The sequence below is a fragment of the Arthrobacter sp. NPDC058288 genome (genome assembly GCF_042880995.1).
In the GTDB taxonomy this organism is placed as follows: Bacteria; Actinomycetota; Actinomycetes; order Actinomycetales; family Micrococcaceae; genus Arthrobacter.
Map to the genome: position 1 here is coordinate 1,386,363 of NZ_JBHVYH010000001.1, position 17,389 is coordinate 1,403,751.

Annotated in this window: 15 protein-coding genes; 13 read left to right on the forward strand and 2 right to left on the reverse strand. The window is 66.5% G+C overall.

The genetic code is table 11. The features are described 5' to 3' along the window. The first annotated feature begins 138 nt into the window (after window positions 1-138). The 13 genes from pyrR to ACFVWT_RS06710 all read left to right on the forward strand — a co-directional run bounded on the left by pyrR (window position 139) and on the right by ACFVWT_RS06710 (window position 15,344). Window positions 139-723: a bifunctional pyr operon transcriptional regulator/uracil phosphoribosyltransferase PyrR gene (gene pyrR, locus ACFVWT_RS06650; protein ID WP_309974561.1), complete on the forward strand. Its 585-nt coding sequence runs from the start codon at window positions 139-141 to the stop codon at window positions 721-723. Continuing rightward, window positions 720-1,733 carry an aspartate carbamoyltransferase catalytic subunit gene (locus tag ACFVWT_RS06655; protein WP_390246321.1) on the forward strand — a complete coding sequence of 338 codons (1,014 nt, stop codon included), beginning with the start codon at window positions 720-722 and terminating at the stop codon, window positions 1,731-1,733. Before pyrR ends, ACFVWT_RS06655 begins: the two co-directional genes overlap by 4 nt. Beyond that, complete coding sequence (locus ACFVWT_RS06660; protein ID WP_390246323.1) at window positions 1,733-3,121, forward strand: dihydroorotase; 1,389 nt, start codon at window positions 1,733-1,735, stop codon at window positions 3,119-3,121. The genes ACFVWT_RS06655 and ACFVWT_RS06660 overlap by 1 nt, the downstream gene beginning before the upstream one ends. Continuing rightward, complete coding sequence (locus ACFVWT_RS06665) at window positions 3,121-3,639, forward strand: hypothetical protein (RefSeq protein WP_390246325.1); 519 nt, start codon at window positions 3,121-3,123, stop codon at window positions 3,637-3,639. Before ACFVWT_RS06660 ends, ACFVWT_RS06665 begins: the two co-directional genes overlap by 1 nt. Next, window positions 3,620-4,888: a glutamine-hydrolyzing carbamoyl-phosphate synthase small subunit gene (gene carA, locus ACFVWT_RS06670; RefSeq protein WP_390246327.1), complete on the forward strand. Its 1,269-nt coding sequence runs from the start codon at window positions 3,620-3,622 to the stop codon at window positions 4,886-4,888. Before ACFVWT_RS06665 ends, carA begins: the two co-directional genes overlap by 20 nt. Next, window positions 4,888-8,187, forward strand: a complete 3,300-nt coding sequence (gene carB, locus ACFVWT_RS06675; protein WP_209744451.1) for a carbamoyl-phosphate synthase large subunit — start codon at window positions 4,888-4,890, stop codon at window positions 8,185-8,187. The genes carA and carB overlap by 1 nt, the downstream gene beginning before the upstream one ends. Beyond that, window positions 8,180-9,046: an orotidine-5'-phosphate decarboxylase gene (gene pyrF, locus ACFVWT_RS06680; protein ID WP_390246330.1), complete on the forward strand. Its 867-nt coding sequence runs from the start codon at window positions 8,180-8,182 to the stop codon at window positions 9,044-9,046. The genes carB and pyrF overlap by 8 nt, the downstream gene beginning before the upstream one ends. A gap of 92 nt (window positions 9,047-9,138) precedes the next feature. Further along, window positions 9,139-9,489 carry an integration host factor, actinobacterial type gene (mihF, locus tag ACFVWT_RS06685; RefSeq protein WP_390246332.1) on the forward strand — a complete coding sequence of 117 codons (351 nt, stop codon included), beginning with the start codon at window positions 9,139-9,141 and terminating at the stop codon, window positions 9,487-9,489. Next, the gene (gene gmk, locus ACFVWT_RS06690; RefSeq protein ID WP_390246334.1) at window positions 9,486-10,058 is read left to right on the forward strand and encodes a guanylate kinase; all 573 of its coding nucleotides are present in this window, start codon (window positions 9,486-9,488) and stop codon (window positions 10,056-10,058) included. Before mihF ends, gmk begins: the two co-directional genes overlap by 4 nt. Window positions 10,059-10,097: 39 nt before the next feature. Next, on the forward strand, window positions 10,098-10,358 hold the full coding sequence (gene rpoZ, locus ACFVWT_RS06695; protein WP_011692102.1) for a DNA-directed RNA polymerase subunit omega: 261 nt from the start codon (window positions 10,098-10,100) through the stop codon (window positions 10,356-10,358). Window positions 10,359-10,414: 56 nt separating this feature from the next. Further along, window positions 10,415-11,650, forward strand: a complete 1,236-nt coding sequence (gene coaBC / locus ACFVWT_RS06700) for a bifunctional phosphopantothenoylcysteine decarboxylase/phosphopantothenate--cysteine ligase CoaBC (protein WP_390246336.1) — start codon at window positions 10,415-10,417, stop codon at window positions 11,648-11,650. 94 nt (window positions 11,651-11,744) lie between these two features. Next, entirely contained in the window at window positions 11,745-12,980 is a 1,236-nt protein-coding gene (gene metK, locus ACFVWT_RS06705) for a methionine adenosyltransferase (RefSeq protein WP_390246338.1), read from the forward strand. Between the two features lie 207 nt (window positions 12,981-13,187). Next, window positions 13,188-15,344: a primosomal protein N' gene (locus ACFVWT_RS06710; protein ID WP_390246340.1), complete on the forward strand. Its 2,157-nt coding sequence runs from the start codon at window positions 13,188-13,190 to the stop codon at window positions 15,342-15,344. Between the two features lie 39 nt (window positions 15,345-15,383). On the opposite strand, the gene ACFVWT_RS06715 is transcribed toward ACFVWT_RS06710, so the two are convergent. Next, on the reverse strand, window positions 15,384-16,460 hold the full coding sequence (locus ACFVWT_RS06715; RefSeq protein ID WP_390246342.1) for a glycosyltransferase family 4 protein: 1,077 nt from the start codon (window positions 16,458-16,460) through the stop codon (window positions 15,384-15,386). Continuing rightward, window positions 16,457-17,386: an alpha/beta fold hydrolase gene (locus ACFVWT_RS06720; RefSeq protein WP_390246344.1), complete on the reverse strand. Its 930-nt coding sequence runs from the start codon at window positions 17,384-17,386 to the stop codon at window positions 16,457-16,459. The genes ACFVWT_RS06715 and ACFVWT_RS06720 overlap by 4 nt, the downstream gene beginning before the upstream one ends. Window positions 17,387-17,389 lie beyond the last annotated feature (3 nt).

Genomic DNA, 17,389 nt, shown 5'->3' on the forward strand with positions numbered 1-17,389 from the left:
CATGCCGGGGGTGTGATGTTAAACGCCTCCCCGCCGCCCGGTAGCCAGCCGGGGAGGTGTGCCGCGTGTGGTAATTTTGAAGGGCAAATGTTCCTTTTTTAATTCCGTCCCGTGAGGCGGGGAAAGGGGAGACGAGCGTTGACTTCAGTCACAGAAGCACCGGTTCCGGCCAGGGTTGTGCTCAACTCTGCGGACATTGACCGTGCACTCACTCGTATCGCCCATGAGATCCTCGAGGCCAACAAGGGTTCCCAGGATCTGGTGCTGCTGGGCATTCCGCGCCGCGGCTACCCGCTCGCCGTTCGCCTGGCCAGGAAAATCGCCGCCGCCGATCCCACCGTGGATGCCGCTGCCATCGTAGGCCAGCTGGATGTCACCATGTTCCGTGACGACCTGTCGCACCAGCCCACACGCCCGCCCTATCCCACGCAGCTGCCGCGCACCGGCATCGACAACAAGGTCGTTGTCCTGATCGATGATGTCCTCTACTCCGGCAGGACCATCCGCGCGGCACTCGATGCCATCGTGGACCTCGGCCGCCCGCGCATCGTCCGGCTGGCGGTCATGATTGACCGCGGCCACCGCGAGCTGCCCATCCGCGCAGACCACGTCGGCAAGAACCTCCCCACTTCCTCCTCCGAGAAGGTCCGGGTCCGGCTCGAAGAGACCGATTCCGTTGACGGCACCCCCGTCAACGAAGTGGTCATTGAGGCAGGCGCATGAAACACCTGCTCTCCACCGAAGACCTCAGCCTGGCCAACGCCATCCGCATCCTCGACACGGCAGAGGAAATGGCGGCCGTAGGGGACCGGGAAGTCAAGAAGCTGCCCGCGCTCCGGGGCCGTACCGTGGTGAATCTGTTCTTTGAAGACTCCACCCGCACCCGCATCTCGTTCGAGGCGGCAGCTAAGCGGCTGTCTGCGGACGTCATCAATTTCGCCGCGAAGGGCTCGTCGGTCTCCAAGGGCGAATCCCTCAAGGACACGGCCCAGACGCTGGCAGCGATGGGGGCGGACGCCGTCGTCATCCGCCACTGGGCCTCGGGTGCGCCGCACCGGCTGGCAGCCACGGACTGGATCGACGCCGCCGTCATTAACGCCGGCGACGGCACCCACGAACACCCCACCCAGGCGCTTCTGGACGCCTTTACCATGCGCCGGCACTGGGCCAGGCTCCACGGGGTGCCGTCCGCCGGTGCAGACCTCAAGGGAATGCGCGTAGCCATTGCCGGCGATGTCCTGCACTCCCGCGTGGCCCGCTCGAATGTCTGGCTGCTGCGTACACTCGGCGCGGAGGTCACCCTCGTGGCGCCGCCCACCCTGCTGCCCATCGGCGTCGGGCAATGGCCCTGCGACGTGAGCTACGACATGGACGAAACCCTGGCGAAGGGCGTCGACGCCGTCATGATGCTGCGTGTCCAGGGGGAACGGATGAACGCCTCCTTCTTCCCCACGACCCGCGAATACTCCCGCCGCTGGGGATTCGACGACAACCGCCTCCGCGCCCTGGACAGCCTGGGCCTGAAGGACACCATCATCATGCACCCCGGCCCCATGAACCGCGGGCTGGAAATTTCCTCCGCGGCCGCGGACTCACCCCGTTCCACCGTGCTGGCACAGGTGCGCAACGGCGTGTCCGTCCGGATGGCCGCCCTGTACCTGCTGCTCTCCGGGGACACCCGCGAACCAGCTATTACCCCTAACGCCGCCTATTCCACCAAGGAGAGCCACTGATGGCACACGAACAACAGAATGCTGCCACCAGCGGGGCATACCTCCTCCGCGGCGCCGCGATTCTCGGCGGTGCAGCTGAAGACCTCCTGATCCGCGACGGCATCATCGCCGCACGCGGCACCGACCTGGCCGGTACCGAGGCGGCAGACGGCGCCACCGTCATCGAGGCCGCCGGTCTGGTGGCGCTGCCCGGCATGGTGGACATCCACACCCACCTCCGCGAGCCCGGTCGGGAAGACGCGGAAACAGTGGAAACCGGTACGCGCGCCGCCGCGCTTGGCGGCTACACCGCCGTGCACGCCATGGCAAACAGCAACCCCGTCGCGGACACCGCGGGCGTGGTGGAACAGGTGCACACCCTGGGCCGCACTGCCGGCTGGGTGGACGTCCGTCCGGTGGGCGCGGTGACCGTGGGTCTTGCCGGCGAACAGCTCGCCGAGCTCGGCGCCATGGCAGATTCGCGTGCCAAGGTCCGCGTCTTTTCCGACGACGGCATCTGCGTCCACGATCCCGTAATCATGCGCCGTGCGCTGGAATATGTGAAAGCGTTCGACGGCGTCGTGGCCCAGCATGCGCAAGAACCCCGGCTCACGGCCGGCGCCCAGATGAACGAAGGCGACGTCTCGGCCGTTCTCGGACTCACGGGCTGGCCCGCCGTGGCCGAGGAAAGCATCATTGCCCGGGACGTGCTGCTGGCCCAGCACGTCGGGTCCAGGCTGCATGTCTGCCACGTATCCACGGCAGGCTCGGTGGAGATCATCCGCTGGGCCAAGGCCCGCGGGATCAACGTGACGGCCGAAGTGACGCCGCACCACCTGCTCCTGACCGATGAACTCGTCCGCAGCTACGACCCCGTCTACAAGGTCAACCCGCCGCTGCGGACGGACTCCGACGTCCAGGCCCTGCGTGCCGCCCTGGCCGACGGCACGATCGACGTCGTAGGAACGGACCACGCCCCGCACCCGAGCGAACACAAGGAATGCGAGTGGGCGCAGGCGGCCATGGGCATGACCGGACTGGAAACGGCGCTGTCGGTCGTCCAGGAAACCATGATCGAAACCGGCCTGATGGGCTGGGAGGATTTCGCCCGTGTCACGTCCACGGCTCCGGCCGTGATCGGACGGGTGGCGGACCAGGGTCGTCCGCTGGAGGTGGGCGAACCCGCCAACGTCACACTGGTGGACCCGGCTGCGCGCTGGACCGTGGACCCTTCTAAGATGGCAACCATGGGCCGTAACTCTCCGTTCGCCGGCAGGGAACTCCCCGGCAAAGTGGTGGCGACGTTCTTCAGGGGCCACCCCACCGTCCTCAACGGCGAGCTCAACACCCCGTTCCGCCACGGGCCCTACCAGGACACAACCGCCTCCGCCACGGCGGGCGGGTACTGATGGACAAAGCACTCCCCGGACTCGCCATGCTGGCGATCATCGCGGTGGTATTCGTGTTGCTTGGCCTCGGGTGGAGGAACCGCCTGCGGCGCCAGTCCGACGTCGAACAGCTGCCCGCGGTTCCGGCCGAACTGAGCCTGCCGCTGGCCACCGCCGAGGGCCAGTATGTTGCCACCACCACGGCCGGCGACTGGCTGGACCGCATCGCCGTCCACGGCCTGGGGATCCGTACCAACGCTGAACTTACCGTCCACCCGGAGGGCGTGCTCTTCGAGCGGTCCGGGGCCGGGCCGGTCTTCATCCCGGCGGACCGGCTCACCGGAATCCGGCAGGACAGCGGCATGGCGGGGAAGTTCGTCGAGAAGGACGGGCTCCTGGTGGCCAGCTGGACCTTGGGCGGCAGGGAACTCGACACCGGGTTCCGGACCCGCCGCGCCGCCGACAAACCCGCGGTCCTCGCAGCTTTTCAAGAATTGATCTCCGCAGCCCCTCAGGCAGATGCCGATAGTGGAAAGTAACAACGTGACAGAAACCGAAGTAACAGCAAACGCAGATACTGCACCCGAACGAGGGGCTTCCGCGCCCGCGGTGCTGGTGCTCGAGGACGGCCGCACGTTCCGCGGCAGCAGCTACGGCGCCACCGGCACCGCCCTCGGCGAGGCGGTGTTCGCCACCGGCATGACCGGCTACCAGGAAACCATTACGGACCCCTCCTACGCCCGCCAGCTCGTGGTGCAGACGGCACCGCACATCGGCAACACCGGCGTCAACAAGGACGACGCCGAGTCGCGCCGCATCTGGGTGGCCGGCTACATTGTCCGCGATGCGGCGCGCCGGCCCTCCAACTGGCGCTCTGAACGCTCCCTGGACGACGAACTCGTTGAACAGGGCATCGTGGGCATCCAGGGCGTAGACACCCGCGCCATCACCCGCCACCTGCGCGAGCACAAGACCATGCGGGCCGGCATCTTCTCCGGCGAGGCCGCCCGCGCGACGGACCGGGAACTCCTCGACGCCGTACTGGCCAGCGCCCCTATGGAAGGCTCCCGCCTCGCCGAGGAAGTCAGCGTTGACGAGGCCTACGTGGTGGAGCCCAAGGACTGGGGCTGGGACGGCGAGCCGCGCTTCACGATCGCCGCAATCGACCTCGGCATCAAGCGCATGACCCCCATCCGTTTCGCCGAACGCGGAGTCCGCGTCCACGTCCTGCCCGCAACCGCCACCCTGGCGGACGTCCAGGCGGTCAACCCGGACGGATTCTTTATGTCCAACGGCCCCGGCGACCCCGCGACGGCGGACAACCAGGTCAACCTGCTGCGCTCGGTGCTTGACGAGAAGCTGCCTTATTTCGGCATCTGCTTCGGCAACCAGATCCTGGGCCGTGCACTCGGCTTCGGGACGTACAAGCTCCGCTACGGACACCGCGGCATCAACCAGCCTGTCATGGACCGCCGCACCGGCAAGGTTGAGATCACCTCGCAGAACCACGGCTTTGCCGTGGATGCCCCGCTCGACGGCGCCACCCAGGCTCCCGAGGAGCGGTACGGCCGCGTCGAAGTCAGTCACGTCAGCCTGAACGACGACGTCGTCGAGGGCCTCTCCTGCCTCGACATCCCCGCCTTCTCGGTGCAGTACCACCCGGAAGCAGCCTCGGGACCGCACGACGCCGCCTACCTCTTCGACCGCTTCATCGACCTGATGGCGGACACGAAGAAGGCAGCGTCCACAAAGACTCCCACCGAATCCAAGACTGAGGACAAGAAGTAATGCCCAAGAGAACTGACCTTAAGAGCGTCCTGGTCATCGGTTCCGGCCCCATCGTGATCGGCCAGGCCGCCGAGTTCGACTACTCCGGCACCCAGGCTCTCCGCGTCCTCAAGGAGGAAGGCCTGCGCGTTATCCTGGTCAACTCCAACCCGGCCACCATCATGACGGACCCCGAGTTCGCGGATGCCACCTACGTGGAGCCCATCACCCCCGAGGTGGTGGAGAAGATCATCGCCAAGGAACGTCCGGACGCGATCCTGCCCACCCTGGGCGGCCAGACGGCCCTCAACACCGCCATTGCGCTGGACAAGAACGGCGTGCTGGAAAAGTACAACGTGGAACTCATCGGCGCGAACATCGCCGCAATCGAACTCGGCGAAGACCGCGAGAAGTTCAAGGGTGTCGTGGAGCGTTGCGGCGCGGAGTCCGCCCGCAGCCACATCATCCACAGCATGGATGAAGCACTGAAGGCTGCCGAGGACCTCGGCTACCCGATGGTGGTCCGCCCGTCCTTCACCATGGGGGGCCTCGGCTCCGGCCTCGCCTACACCGAGGATGACCTGCGCCGGATCGTCGGCCAGGGCCTGCAGTACAGCCCCACCAGCGAGGTCCTGCTCGAAGAGAGCATCCTCGGCTGGAAGGAATACGAGCTCGAGATGATGCGGGACAAGAACGACAACGTGGTTGTCGTCTGTTCCATCGAGAACTTCGACCCCGTAGGCGTCCACACGGGCGACTCCATTACGGTGGCACCCGCGCTGACCCTCACGGACCGTGAGTACCAGCGCCTGCGTGATATCTCCATCGCGGTCATCCGCGAAGTGGGCGTGGACACCGGCGGCTGCAACATCCAGTTCGCCGTCGAACCGGACACCGGACGCGTCGTCGTCATCGAAATGAACCCCCGCGTCTCCCGGTCCTCCGCGCTGGCATCCAAGGCCACCGGCTTCGCCATCGCCAAGATCGCCACCAAGCTCTCCCTGGGCTACACCCTGGACGAGATCCCCAATGACATCACCCAGAAGACCCCGGCCTCCTTCGAACCGACGCTCGACTACGTCGTGGTGAAGGTTCCCCGCTTCGCCTTCGAGAAGTTCCCGGCAGCGGACCCCACCCTCACCACCACCATGAAATCGGTGGGCGAGGCCATGGCCATGGGCCGTAACTTCACCGAGGCCCTGCAGAAGGCGCTCCGTTCCCTGGAACAGAAGGGCTCACAGCTGGACTTCAGCCACGTTCCGGAATGGGAGGTCCCGGAGCTGATCGAAAAGGCCAAACGGCCCACCACGGAACGCCTGCACCAGGTGCAGCGTGCTCTGCTCGGCGGCGCAACGGTGGAACAGCTCTTCGAGGCCACGAAGATCGACCCCTGGTACCTGGACCAGCTCCAGCTGCTCAACGAGATCTCGCAGGAGATCCGCAAGTCCACGGCCCTCACCCCGGAAATGCTGCAGCGTGCCAAGCGCCACGGCTTCTCCGACGAGCAGATCGGCGCCCTCACCAACAACCAGGAGGCCGTGGTCCGCGGCGTCCGCCAGGCGCTGGGCATCCGGCCGGTCTACAAGACGGTGGACACCTGTGCTGCGGAATTCGCCGCCTACACCCCGTACCACTACTCGTCCTACGACGAGGAGGACGAGGTGGCGCTGCACTCCAAGCCGTCCATCATCATCCTGGGGTCCGGCCCGAACCGCATCGGCCAGGGCATCGAATTCGACTACTCCTGCGTCCATGCCTCCATGGCCCTGCGCAAAGCCGGCTACGAGACCGTCATGGTCAACTGCAACCCGGAAACCGTCTCCACCGACTACGACGTCTCCACGCGCCTCTACTTCGAGCCGTTGACCCTTGAGGACGTCCTCGAAGTCATTGCGGCGGAGGAGCGCACCGGCGGCGTCATGGGTGTGTTTGTCCAGCTCGGCGGCCAGACCCCGCTCAAGCTCGCACAGCAGCTGGCCGACGCCGGTGTGCCGATCCTCGGCACGTCGCCGGAAGCGATCGATCTCGCCGAACACCGTGGCGCCTTCTCCCGGGTGCTGGACGAGGCCGGACTGATCTCGCCCAAGAACGGAACGGCAGTTTCCTTCGAAGACGCCAAGAAGATTGCCGACGAAATCGGCTACCCGGTCCTGGTGCGCCCGTCCTATGTGCTGGGCGGACGCGGCATGGAGATCGTGTACGACGAGCCCAACCTCTCGCGCTACATCGCCAACGCCACCGAGATCACCACCGAACACCCCGTGCTGATCGACCGGTTCCTGGAAGACGCCGTCGAAATCGACGTCGACGCCCTCTACGACGGAACCGAAATGTACCTCGGCGGCATCATGGAGCACATCGAAGAGGCAGGCATCCACTCCGGCGACTCCGCGTGCGTCCTGCCGCCGATCACCCTCGGCAACAACGTGATCGAACGCGTCCGGACCGCCACCCTGGCCATCGCCGAGGGCGTGGGCGTCCGCGGCCTCATCAACATCCAGTTCGCCCTGGCCTCTGACGTCCTGTACGTCCTCGAAGCCAACCCGCGGGCGTCCCGCACTGTGCCCTTCGTCTCCAAGGCCACGGGCGTCCAGATGGCCAAGGCAGCGGCACTGATCGGCACCGGAGTGACCATCAACCAGCTCCGCAGCGCTTACAAGATGCTGCCGGAAACCGGGGACGGTTCCACCCTGCCGTTCGACGCGCCCGTCTCGGTCAAGGAAGCCGTTCTGCCGTTCAGCCGCTTCCGGACGCCGGAAGGCAAGGTCGTAGACTCGCTCCTCGGCCCGGAAATGCGCTCCACCGGCGAGGTCATGGGCATCGACAAGCACTTCGACACCGCCTTCGCCAAGAGCCAGGCCGCCGCCAACAACGCGTTGCCCACTGAAGGGAAGATCTTCGTGTCCGTGGCCAACCGGGACAAGCGCTCGGTGATCATGGGTGTGAAGCGCCTCTCGGACCTCGGCTTCGAGATCGTCTCCACCGGCGGCACCGCCGACGTCCTGCGCCGCAACGGCATCCAGGCAACCCCGGTCCGCAAGGTGGCCGAGGGGAGCAGCGCCGAGGGCGAAGGAACCATCGCCGACCTCATCATCGCCGGTGAGATCGACATGGTCTTCAACACGCCTTCCGGCGGGGAGGCCCGCATCGACGGCTACGAACTGCGTGCAGCGGCAACGTCCATCGGCATTCCGTGCATCACCACCGTGGCCGAGTTCAACGCAGCGGTCCAGGCCATCGAAGCGCAGCGGACCTACGAATGGTCCGTGACCAGCCTGCAGGAGCACGCCGAAAACCTTAAGGCCCTGCAGAATGGCTGAGCCGGCGGCAGCACTGACGGCCGGCCGGGAGTCCTTCGGCTCCCGGCTCGGCCGGGCCATGGCGGACCGCGGTCCGCTGTGTGTGGGGATTGATCCGCACCCGGCGCTGCTCAAGGCCTGGGGACTAAACGACGACGCCGCCGGCCTGGAACGCTTCTCGCTCACCGTCGTGGAGGCAGTGGGTTCGCTCGCTGCCGCCGTGAAGCCGCAGGTGGCGCTCTACGAACGCCACGGCTCCGTGGGCATGGCTGTACTCGAACGCACTCTCGCGGCCGCTGCCGAAGCCGGCGTGCTGACCATTGCGGACGCCAAGCGCGGCGACATCGGCTCCACGATGGCGGCCTACGCCGACGCCTGGCTCCGGGACGGCTCGTCACTGGCCGCGGACTCTGTGACCCTGAGCCCTTACCTTGGCTTCGAGTCGCTGCGGCCGGCGCTGGACCTTGCGGCAGAGTACGGCCGCGGCGTGTTCGTCCTGGCCCTGACGTCCAACCCGGAAGGCGCCTCCGTTCAGCACGTGGGCGGTACGGATTCAGTTGCGCGCAGGATCACCGAAGCCGCTGCCGGGGAAAACCGCCGTTACGCGGGCGCCTTGGGTTCGGTGGGCCTCGTGGTCGGCGCCACAGTGGGAGGTGCCCTGCATGATTTGCAGTTGGACCTGGCGGCTGTCCGGGGAATCATCCTCGCCCCCGGGCTCGGTGCGCAGGGCGCCACGGCCGCTGATCTCCGGACAACGTTCGGTGCCGCCTACTCGCAGGTCCTCGGCACCTCAAGCCGGGACATCCTTTCAGCGGGTCCCTCCGCCGGCGGCCTCCGGGAGGCTGCGCTGCGAACCCTGGAGCCCCTGCTGGCCAGCTGATCCATTGATTTCCGGGCCGGGCAAAGGGTAGGTTCAGGAGGACTCCAACGGCCCTTGCCTTGGTTCAGACTGACGATTCGGCGGTGACTTGAGTGAGCCTGCGGCCCCTGACAGACCAGGAACGCGCGGCAGCCCTGGGGAAGGCGGCAGCGGCCCGGGCTGCCCGCGCGGAAGCCAAGGAACTGCTGAAGTCCGGAAGGCTCTCCGTGGCGGACCTCCTTTCCTCCGGCGACGCCGATTCAGCCATCGCGAGAATGAAGGTTTCCGAGATGTTGGAGGCGCTGCCGGGCATCGGCCGCGTCACAGCTGCCGCCATCATGGACGAGCTGGGCATTGCCGCGTCCCGCAGGCTGCGGGGCCTCGGCATTCACCAGCGCCGGGCGCTGGTAGATTTTATGAACGAGAATCACGTCCATCCGAATAACGCCCAAAGGAATATGTGAGCAAGAAACCGGGACTGACAGTCCTCGCCGGTCCGACGGCTGTTGGCAAAGGCACCGTGTCCACCTACATCCGGGACAATTATCCTGAAGTCTGGCTTTCCGTCTCGGCCACCACCCGCGCACCGCGCCCGGGGGAGCAGGACGGGGTTCACTACTTCTTCAAGTCCGCCGAGGAATTCGACGCCCTGGTGGCTGACGGCGAACTGCTGGAGTGGGCCGTGGTCCACGGCCGAAACCGTTACGGCACCCTCCGCAGCACCGTGGATGCCGCCATCGCCGATGGCCGCTCGGTCCTGCTGGAGATAGATCTGCAGGGCGCACGCCAGGTCAAGCAGGCCGTTCCGGAGGCCCAGTTTGTCTTCCTCGCGCCGCCCAGCTGGGAGGAAATGGTCCGCCGCCTGCTGGGCCGCGGCACGGAAACGGCCGAGGAACAGCAGCAAAGACTGGAAACCGCTAAACTAGAACTTGCCGCTGAGCCGGAGTTCGATCACACCGTCATCAATGATGACGTTCGACGCGCAGCGGACGAGCTTGTTTCACTCATGGGGCTGACCCCGCACCCGCACTAGCAGCAGGGTCGGATCGGCCCGTTAGAATTTGGAGAATTCGTGTCCACGAACCTTGAAGGCATCATCAACCCGCCGATCGACGAGCTGCTGAAGGCAGCTGATTCCAAGTACGGCCTGGTGATCTTCGGTGCCAAGCGTGCACGTCAGATCAACGCATACTACGCGCAGCTCCACGAGGGCCTGTTCGAGTACGTGGGTCCGCTGGTCGACACCAAGCTTAACGAGAAGTCGCTTTCCATCGCCCTGCGCGAGATCAACGAAGGCAAGCTCGTTTCCACGCCGATCGAACCTGCAGAGTAAGAGCCCTTCGGACTAGGGTCTTATCGGAATACAGACTGCCTGTTGACGGAGGTCACGTGCGCATAGTCCTCGGAGTCGGGGGAGGGATAGCCGCCTACAAGGTGGCATCACTCCTCCGGCTTTTTACTGAAGCCGGACACAACGTCACGGTGATTCCCACGGAGGCCGCCAACCGCTTTGTCGGAGTGGCCACCTGGGAGGCCCTGTCCGGGAATCCGGTCAGCAACAGCGTCTTCGATGACGTTCCGTCGGTCAACCACGTGCGTCTGGGACACGAGGCTGACCTCATCGTCGTGGCTCCGGCCACCGCGGATCTCCTGGCCCGTGCCGCCGGCGGCCACGCAGACGACCTCCTGACCAACACCCTGCTGATGGCCAGCGGCCCCGTGCTGATGGCGCCTGCCATGCACACCGAAATGTGGCTGCACGGCGCCACCCAGGCCAACGTGGAAACGCTGCGCGGCCGTGGCGTCACCGTCCTCGAACCCGCCAGCGGCCGGCTCACCGGGACCGACTCCGGTCCCGGCAGGCTGCCCGAGCCGGAGGCAATTTTCTCGGCCGCCATGGCGCTGATGCAGGAGGGCATGGTTCCCGCGCAGCTGCCGCTGGCCGGCCGCACCGTTACCATCAGTGCAGGCGGCACGCGTGAACCCCTGGACCCGGTACGGTTTCTCGGTAACCGTTCCTCCGGGAAACAGGGCGTGGCGCTTGCCGTGGCCGCCCGCGACGCGGGCGCCAGCGTCCGGTTGCTCGCCGCCCACATGGACGTACCGGTGCCCGACGGCGTCGAGGTGGTCCGGGTCGAAACGGCGCTGCAGCTCCGGGAAGCGGCGCTGCGCGCGGCAGCCGATTCCGACGTCGTCATCATGGCCGCCGCCGTGGCGGACTTCCGTCCTGCAGACGTTTCGGACACCAAGATCAAAAAGCGTGATGACACCGCTGATCCGGTGATCAGCCTGGTGCGGAATCCGGACATCCTGCAGGAGCTCGTGGAGGTGCGCGCCGGGAACAAACCCGGGCAGCTGATCGTGGGTTTTGCGGCCGAAACCGGGGACGCCAGCGGTGATGTCCTCGCCTACGCCGAGGCCAAACTGCGCAAGAAGGGCTGCGACCTGCTCGTGGTCAACCACGTGGGTGAGGGCCTCGTCTTCGGGCAGGACAATAATTCGGTGGTCATCCTTTCCCGTGCCGGCTCCGAACCACAGGCGGCATCCGGCTCAAAGGACGATGTTGCGGCCGCCGTCATTGACCGCATCAGCTCCGAGTTGAGCCGCGTTTTCCCACGATCATGATTTTCGAGCGTCGGAATCCCGGCGTGTGCAAAGCCTGCTTAGCAGGGGGACACATGCCGAGGCCAGACCGATTCCCAACCAGTAAGGTAGTTGAGTGACTTTACCGCTGCACATTCCTGCTTCCCATGGCGCGACGCCGCCATCCCTTCGTCTCTTCACGTCGGAGTCCGTGACTGAGGGCCATCCGGACAAGATCTGCGACCAGATCAGCGATGCCATCCTGGATGCCCTGCTGGCGAAGGACCCAGAGTCGCGGGTGGCAGTCGAAACCCTGGCCACCACCGGACTGGTGCACGTAGCGGGCGAAGTCACCACCGACGCCTACGTGGAGATTCCGCAGATCGTGCGCGAGACCATCCTGGGCATCGGCTATGACTCCTCGGCCAACGGCTTCGACGGTGCCCGCTGCGGCGTCTCCGTATCCATCGGCCAGCAGTCCAACGACATCGCCGGCGGCGTTTTCAATTCACTTGAGGCCCGCGAAGGCCGCCAGGAAGATGACTACGACCTCCAGGGCGCCGGTGACCAGGGCCTGATGTTCGGCTACGCCAGCGACGAGACGCCGTCCTACATGCCGGTCCCGATCTGGATTGCGCACCGCCTCTCAGAGCGGCTCACGGAAGTGCGCAAGAACGGCGAACTTCCGTACCTCCGCCCGGACGGCAAGACCCAGGCGACGATCGGCTACGACCGGGACCGGCCCGTCTCCGTCGAAACCATCGTCATCTCCAGCCAGCACGCTGAAGGCGCCAGCCTCGAACAGCTGCGCGCCGACCTCGCCACGCACGTGATCGATCCTGTGCTGGCGGCAGCCAACCTGGACATTTCCCGGACCCGCAACATCCTGAATCCCGCCGGCGCGTTCGTAATCGGCGGCCCCGTGGGTGACGCCGGGCTTACCGGCCGCAAGATCATCGTGGACACCTATGGCGGCATGGCCCGCCACGGTGGCGGTGCCTTCTCCGGCAAGGATCCGTCCAAGGTTGACCGCTCAGCCGCCTACGCGATGCGCTGGGTTGCCAAGAACGTGGTGGCTGCGGGACTGGCCAAACGCGCCGAGATCCAGATCGCCTATGCGATCGGCCAGGCACGTCCGGTGGGCACCTATGTCGAGACGTTCGGCACGGAGACGGTGGATCCCGAGCGCATCAGTGCCGCGATTTCGGAGATCTTCGACCTCCGTCCCCGTGCGATCATCGACGCGTTGGACCTCAAGCGTCCCATATACGCCAAGACCGCCGCGCACGGACACTTCGGCCGCGACGATCCCGACTTCACCTGGGAACGGCTCGACCGCGTGGACGAGCTCAAGGCCTTCTTCAACGCCTGAGAACCGCCGCCCGCAAACAACAGCGGCGCACCCAACTCGGAGTGCCCGCATTTTGTGGCCATGGAGTAAATGTCGGTGCCACGTGTTTGGCTGTAGCAGGGCCGCCGTCCGGCAGCCCTGCTACAGTGCTTTTCGGCCGGTGGGTGCGGGGCTCCCGCACCGGGTCCGCTGGCACCACAACTGGCATGCTGAACGGAGGCTGGCCGTATGACTTCCTTTTCTTCCGACGGGCCGGCCACCGATGAACCGCTCCAGCTGTCACTCCTCCAGGGTTTCCCGGCAGGCCGTCCGGTGTCTCCGTCCGGACCGGCCCTCGCCCCGTCGCTGCCTGTTGCCCGGGTACTGATCGAGTCGTCGCTGCCCCATCTGGACAGGCCTTTCGACTACAGCGTGCCCGCAGCGATTGACCACACCGCGCAGCCGGGCGTCCGCGTCAAGGTCAAGTTCAACGGCCAGGAGCTCAGCGGCTACCTCCTGGACCGGCTAGCCGCATCCGACGCCGGCCATACCCTCGTGCCACTTCACAAGGTGGTCTCGCCCGTCCGGGTGCTCACGCCGGAAGTCGCCGAACTCGCCGGCAAAGTGGCCGCCCGCTACGCCGGCACCGTCAGCGACGTGCTACGGGTGGCTGTTCCGCCGCGGGTGGCCAGGCTGGAAAAGGAACTGGCCGCCGAAGGTTCCCTCGACCTGGGCCCGGGCGCTGCTGCCCAACCCTCAGCGAACCCTGGACCGGCCGCGGAACCCACTCCTCCCGCGCCGGGCCACTGGTCCCGCTACGTCAACGGGGCGGCGTTTCTGCAGCATCTTGCGGCCGGCGAGGCGCCGCGGGCCGTCCTGAGCGCACTTCAAGGTTTCGGCCCAGCCGGCTGGCCCGCGTTGATCGCCGAAGCCGTCGCGGCCGTGCGCGCCTCCGGCCGCGGCGCAGTGGTGGTGGTTCCGGACTACCGCGACCTGGAGCGTGTCGAGGATGCGCTGGTGCACCTTCTGCCCCGGGAAGACATTGCCCGGCTCACAGCCGACGACGGACCGACGCCCCGTTACCGCAGCTACCTGCGGGTGCGCACGGGCAGCGCCGGGGTTGCCGTCGGTACGCGTTCGGCGGCTTATGCGCCGGTGCACAACCTGGGTCTTGTGGTGTGTTGGGATGACGGCGACGACCTTCATATCGAACAGCGGGCCCCGTACGCCCACACCCGGGAGGTACTGCTGCTGCGGGCCGAACAGGAAGGCGCGGCGTGCCTGCTGGCGGCGCACACACGCAGCACCGAACTCCAGCGGCTGGTGGAGGCGGGCTGGGCCAAGCCAGTGGACGCCGACCGACCCGAGGTCCGTCGTACCGTACCGCGAGTTGTGAATACGGCGGACAGCTTTGAGCAGGAACGCGACCCCTTGGCCCGCATCGCAAGGCTGCCCGGTGCAGCCTGGCGTGCCGCCAAGGAAGGCCTGGAACGCGGCCCCGTGTTGGTCCAGGTGGCGCGTTCCGGCTATGCGCCGTCACTGGTTTGTGATTCCTGCCGGGAGCCGGCCCGGTGCGCGGCCTGCGGGGGACCCCTTGCTGTCGCCGGCGCCGGCGGCAGCTCGGCAGTGCCGCAATGCCGGTGGTGTTCCGCTTCCGCGCCGGACTGGCGCTGCAGCCATTGCACGAGCCCCAGGCTGCGCCGCTCTGCAACCGGCGTGCTGCGGACCGCGGAGGAACTGGGCCGGGCGTTTCCGGGCAAGGCGGTCATCACGTCGTCCGGGGACCACGTCAAAGCAGCTGTCCCGGACACGAAATCCCTGGTGGTGGCCACCGTGGGAGCGGAACCAGTGGCGGCCGGGGGCTATGCCGCCGCACTCCTCCTGGATGGAGATTCGCTCCTTCGACGCGAAAATCTCCGCGCGGGGGAGGACGCCGTCCGGCGCTGGTTCAACGCCGCGGCGCTGGTCAAGCCCGCCCGCGAAGGCGGCCTGGTTGTCATCACTGCCGATGACACTGCCGGGGTTGGCGCGCTTTTGCGCTGGGACGCCGGAGGGTACGCGCAACGGGAGCTCTCCCTGCGCCAGGAGCTCCAGCTGCCCCCCGCGGTCAGGATTGCCTCCGTCACTGGCGGCCGGACCGCCGTCGGACACTTCACCGACGCCATCGAACAAAACCTGGCCAGGCAGGGGATCACCCTTCGCACCGCGGGACCGGCGCCGCTGGTGCTCACGGACGCACGCGCACCGCGGCGGGAGGCCGGCGAGGACGTCAGGACCCTGCTGTTCATTCCGTACGGCCAGGCGGCCGAGGCCACGAGGGTGATGCGGGCCGTCAAGGCCGCTGCTGCGGCGCGACGCAGCGACGATCCCGTCCAGTTGAGGCTCGACGGGGTTGATGTGCTGTAGCTGAAGTGCTGTATTGGATGCAGCGGCGCAGGCGGGACGTCAGCGGCGGTTGATAGCCGCGGCTTCCTCGGCCAGTTGCACAAGCTGACGTGCCGAATGGTCCCAGCTGAATTCCGCGGCCCGCTCCACGGAACGGCGTGAATAGTCTTTCCACACTTCCGGCTCCTCCAGCTTCCGGACCGCGTCGGCAAACTCCGAGGGGGAATCCGGGTGGACATAGCTCACCGCGTCGTGGCCAACTTCTCGGAAGATCGGGATGTCGCTTGCGATCACGGGCGTTCCATGGGACATGGCCTCCACGAGGGGGAGGCCGTAGCCCTCGGCCCGTGAAAGGCTGATCAGGGCCGTTGTTCGGCCCAGCAGCGCCTCGTACTCGGCATCCGTCACGCCGTTGTGGAACACAACGTTGGCCCCCGGCGGCACCAGAGCTTCCAGCTCCGCCCGCCGCTGCGGCGTGATGCGGCTGAGCAGGTGGAGCGTCATGTCGGGAAGGTCGGCCATTCCCCGCACCATGGTTTCAACGTTCTTGTACGGCATGAACGAACCCATGTAGAGAAGCGTCTTCTCCGCGCCGGCACCGGGATCGCGTGGCGTATGGCCGTGCTGCGGCGCATTGCCCACAATCCGGACCGGACGCCGGGTGAGGCGGTGTTTGGCGATCAGGGCTTCGGTGGTGTGGCTAATGGTGGCCACCACGTCCGCACGGTCCAGGAGCAGCCGCTGCGGCCAGTACGCCTTGTGGTACAGGCGCCACAATAAACGGACGGGCGCCGGAAGGAAGCCAGGCGGGGAAGGGTGCTCGTAGTAGATAAGGTCGTGAAGTGTCAGCACCAGGCCGTACTTCCGGCCGAACGTCCCCATCGTCTGCATCGGGCATACCACAACGTCGGCCCCCAGCTTGTTGACTTTCCCGGCCACGAACAGCTCCGCCGGGGAGAGCGGGCTGTTAATCAGTGTGTAGGGCACATCCGGGAGGAGGGCCAGCTGGCGCAGATCACTGATGAGCATCGAGACGTCGGCGATCTTGGCCGTGGCTGCGATCAGGCTGGCGCCGTACCGGCTGATGCCGTCGTGGTGGTCCAGGCGGGTAAAGCGGGCGTCGATGATGATTTTCACGCGGGATGGTCCTTCAGGAAGCGTCTGATGAAGCCGGCGGCCGGTTCGGGCGTCTCGTAGTGGATGAGGTGCCCCACGCCGGGAATCACCTCGAGGGTACCGTCCGGCAGGAGTGCCTGTAGCTTGTGCTGGTCCGGGAGCATCGCGATCTCATCCTTCTCCCCGGCAATCAGCAAAACAGGCAGGGCAAGGTCCGGGGCAACCTCGGAGACGTTGCTTCCCACGGAGGCCTTAAAGGACTCCAGGAGGCTGTCCCGGTTGGCGAAGGCGGAGAAGTAGGCGTTGTGCTGTCCGTGGATGAACTGCAGGAGCTGCTTGTCCCGTGTCTTGGCCATGGCCATGCTCATGACCCTGACGATGAGCCTGCTGCGGAGCAGGTAGAGGCCGAGGGCCCGGGGGAGCCTGGCGGAGGCCTCGTAGTACAGGACAGCCAGTTTGGTCATAACGCCCTTGGGCCCCTCCAGTGCCGGTGCGGCAATGGGGTTGATGAGGATCAGCGGGAACACCGAACCGGGGTTGGCAGCCACGAAATGGCTGGCAACGATGGACCCGAACGAGTGCCCCAGGAGCACCGTGTCCGGCCCCAGACCCAGGGCAGCCATGAACTCCCCGATGAACTGCCCGTACCGCGTGACGCTGTGCCCGCCGACCGTGAACGCATCGGAGCTGCCGAAGCCGGGAAGGTCTGGCATGATAAGCCGCATGTCAGGGAGCTGGTCGGCCACCCGGAGCAGGCCGTGGTGGTCGCCCCGGAATCCATGGACCACCAGAATGGTCCGGGTCTCTGCCGTCACGCTGACAGGTTCATAGACCCAGTAGTCCACATTGCAGCCGCCCAGGTCCACGCTGGCGGCCCGCGTCCGGGCGTCCAGCTGCCCGCTGAAGAGGGGCGGGGCCTGTGCCGGTCCCGTGTCCACTTGTTCCATGGT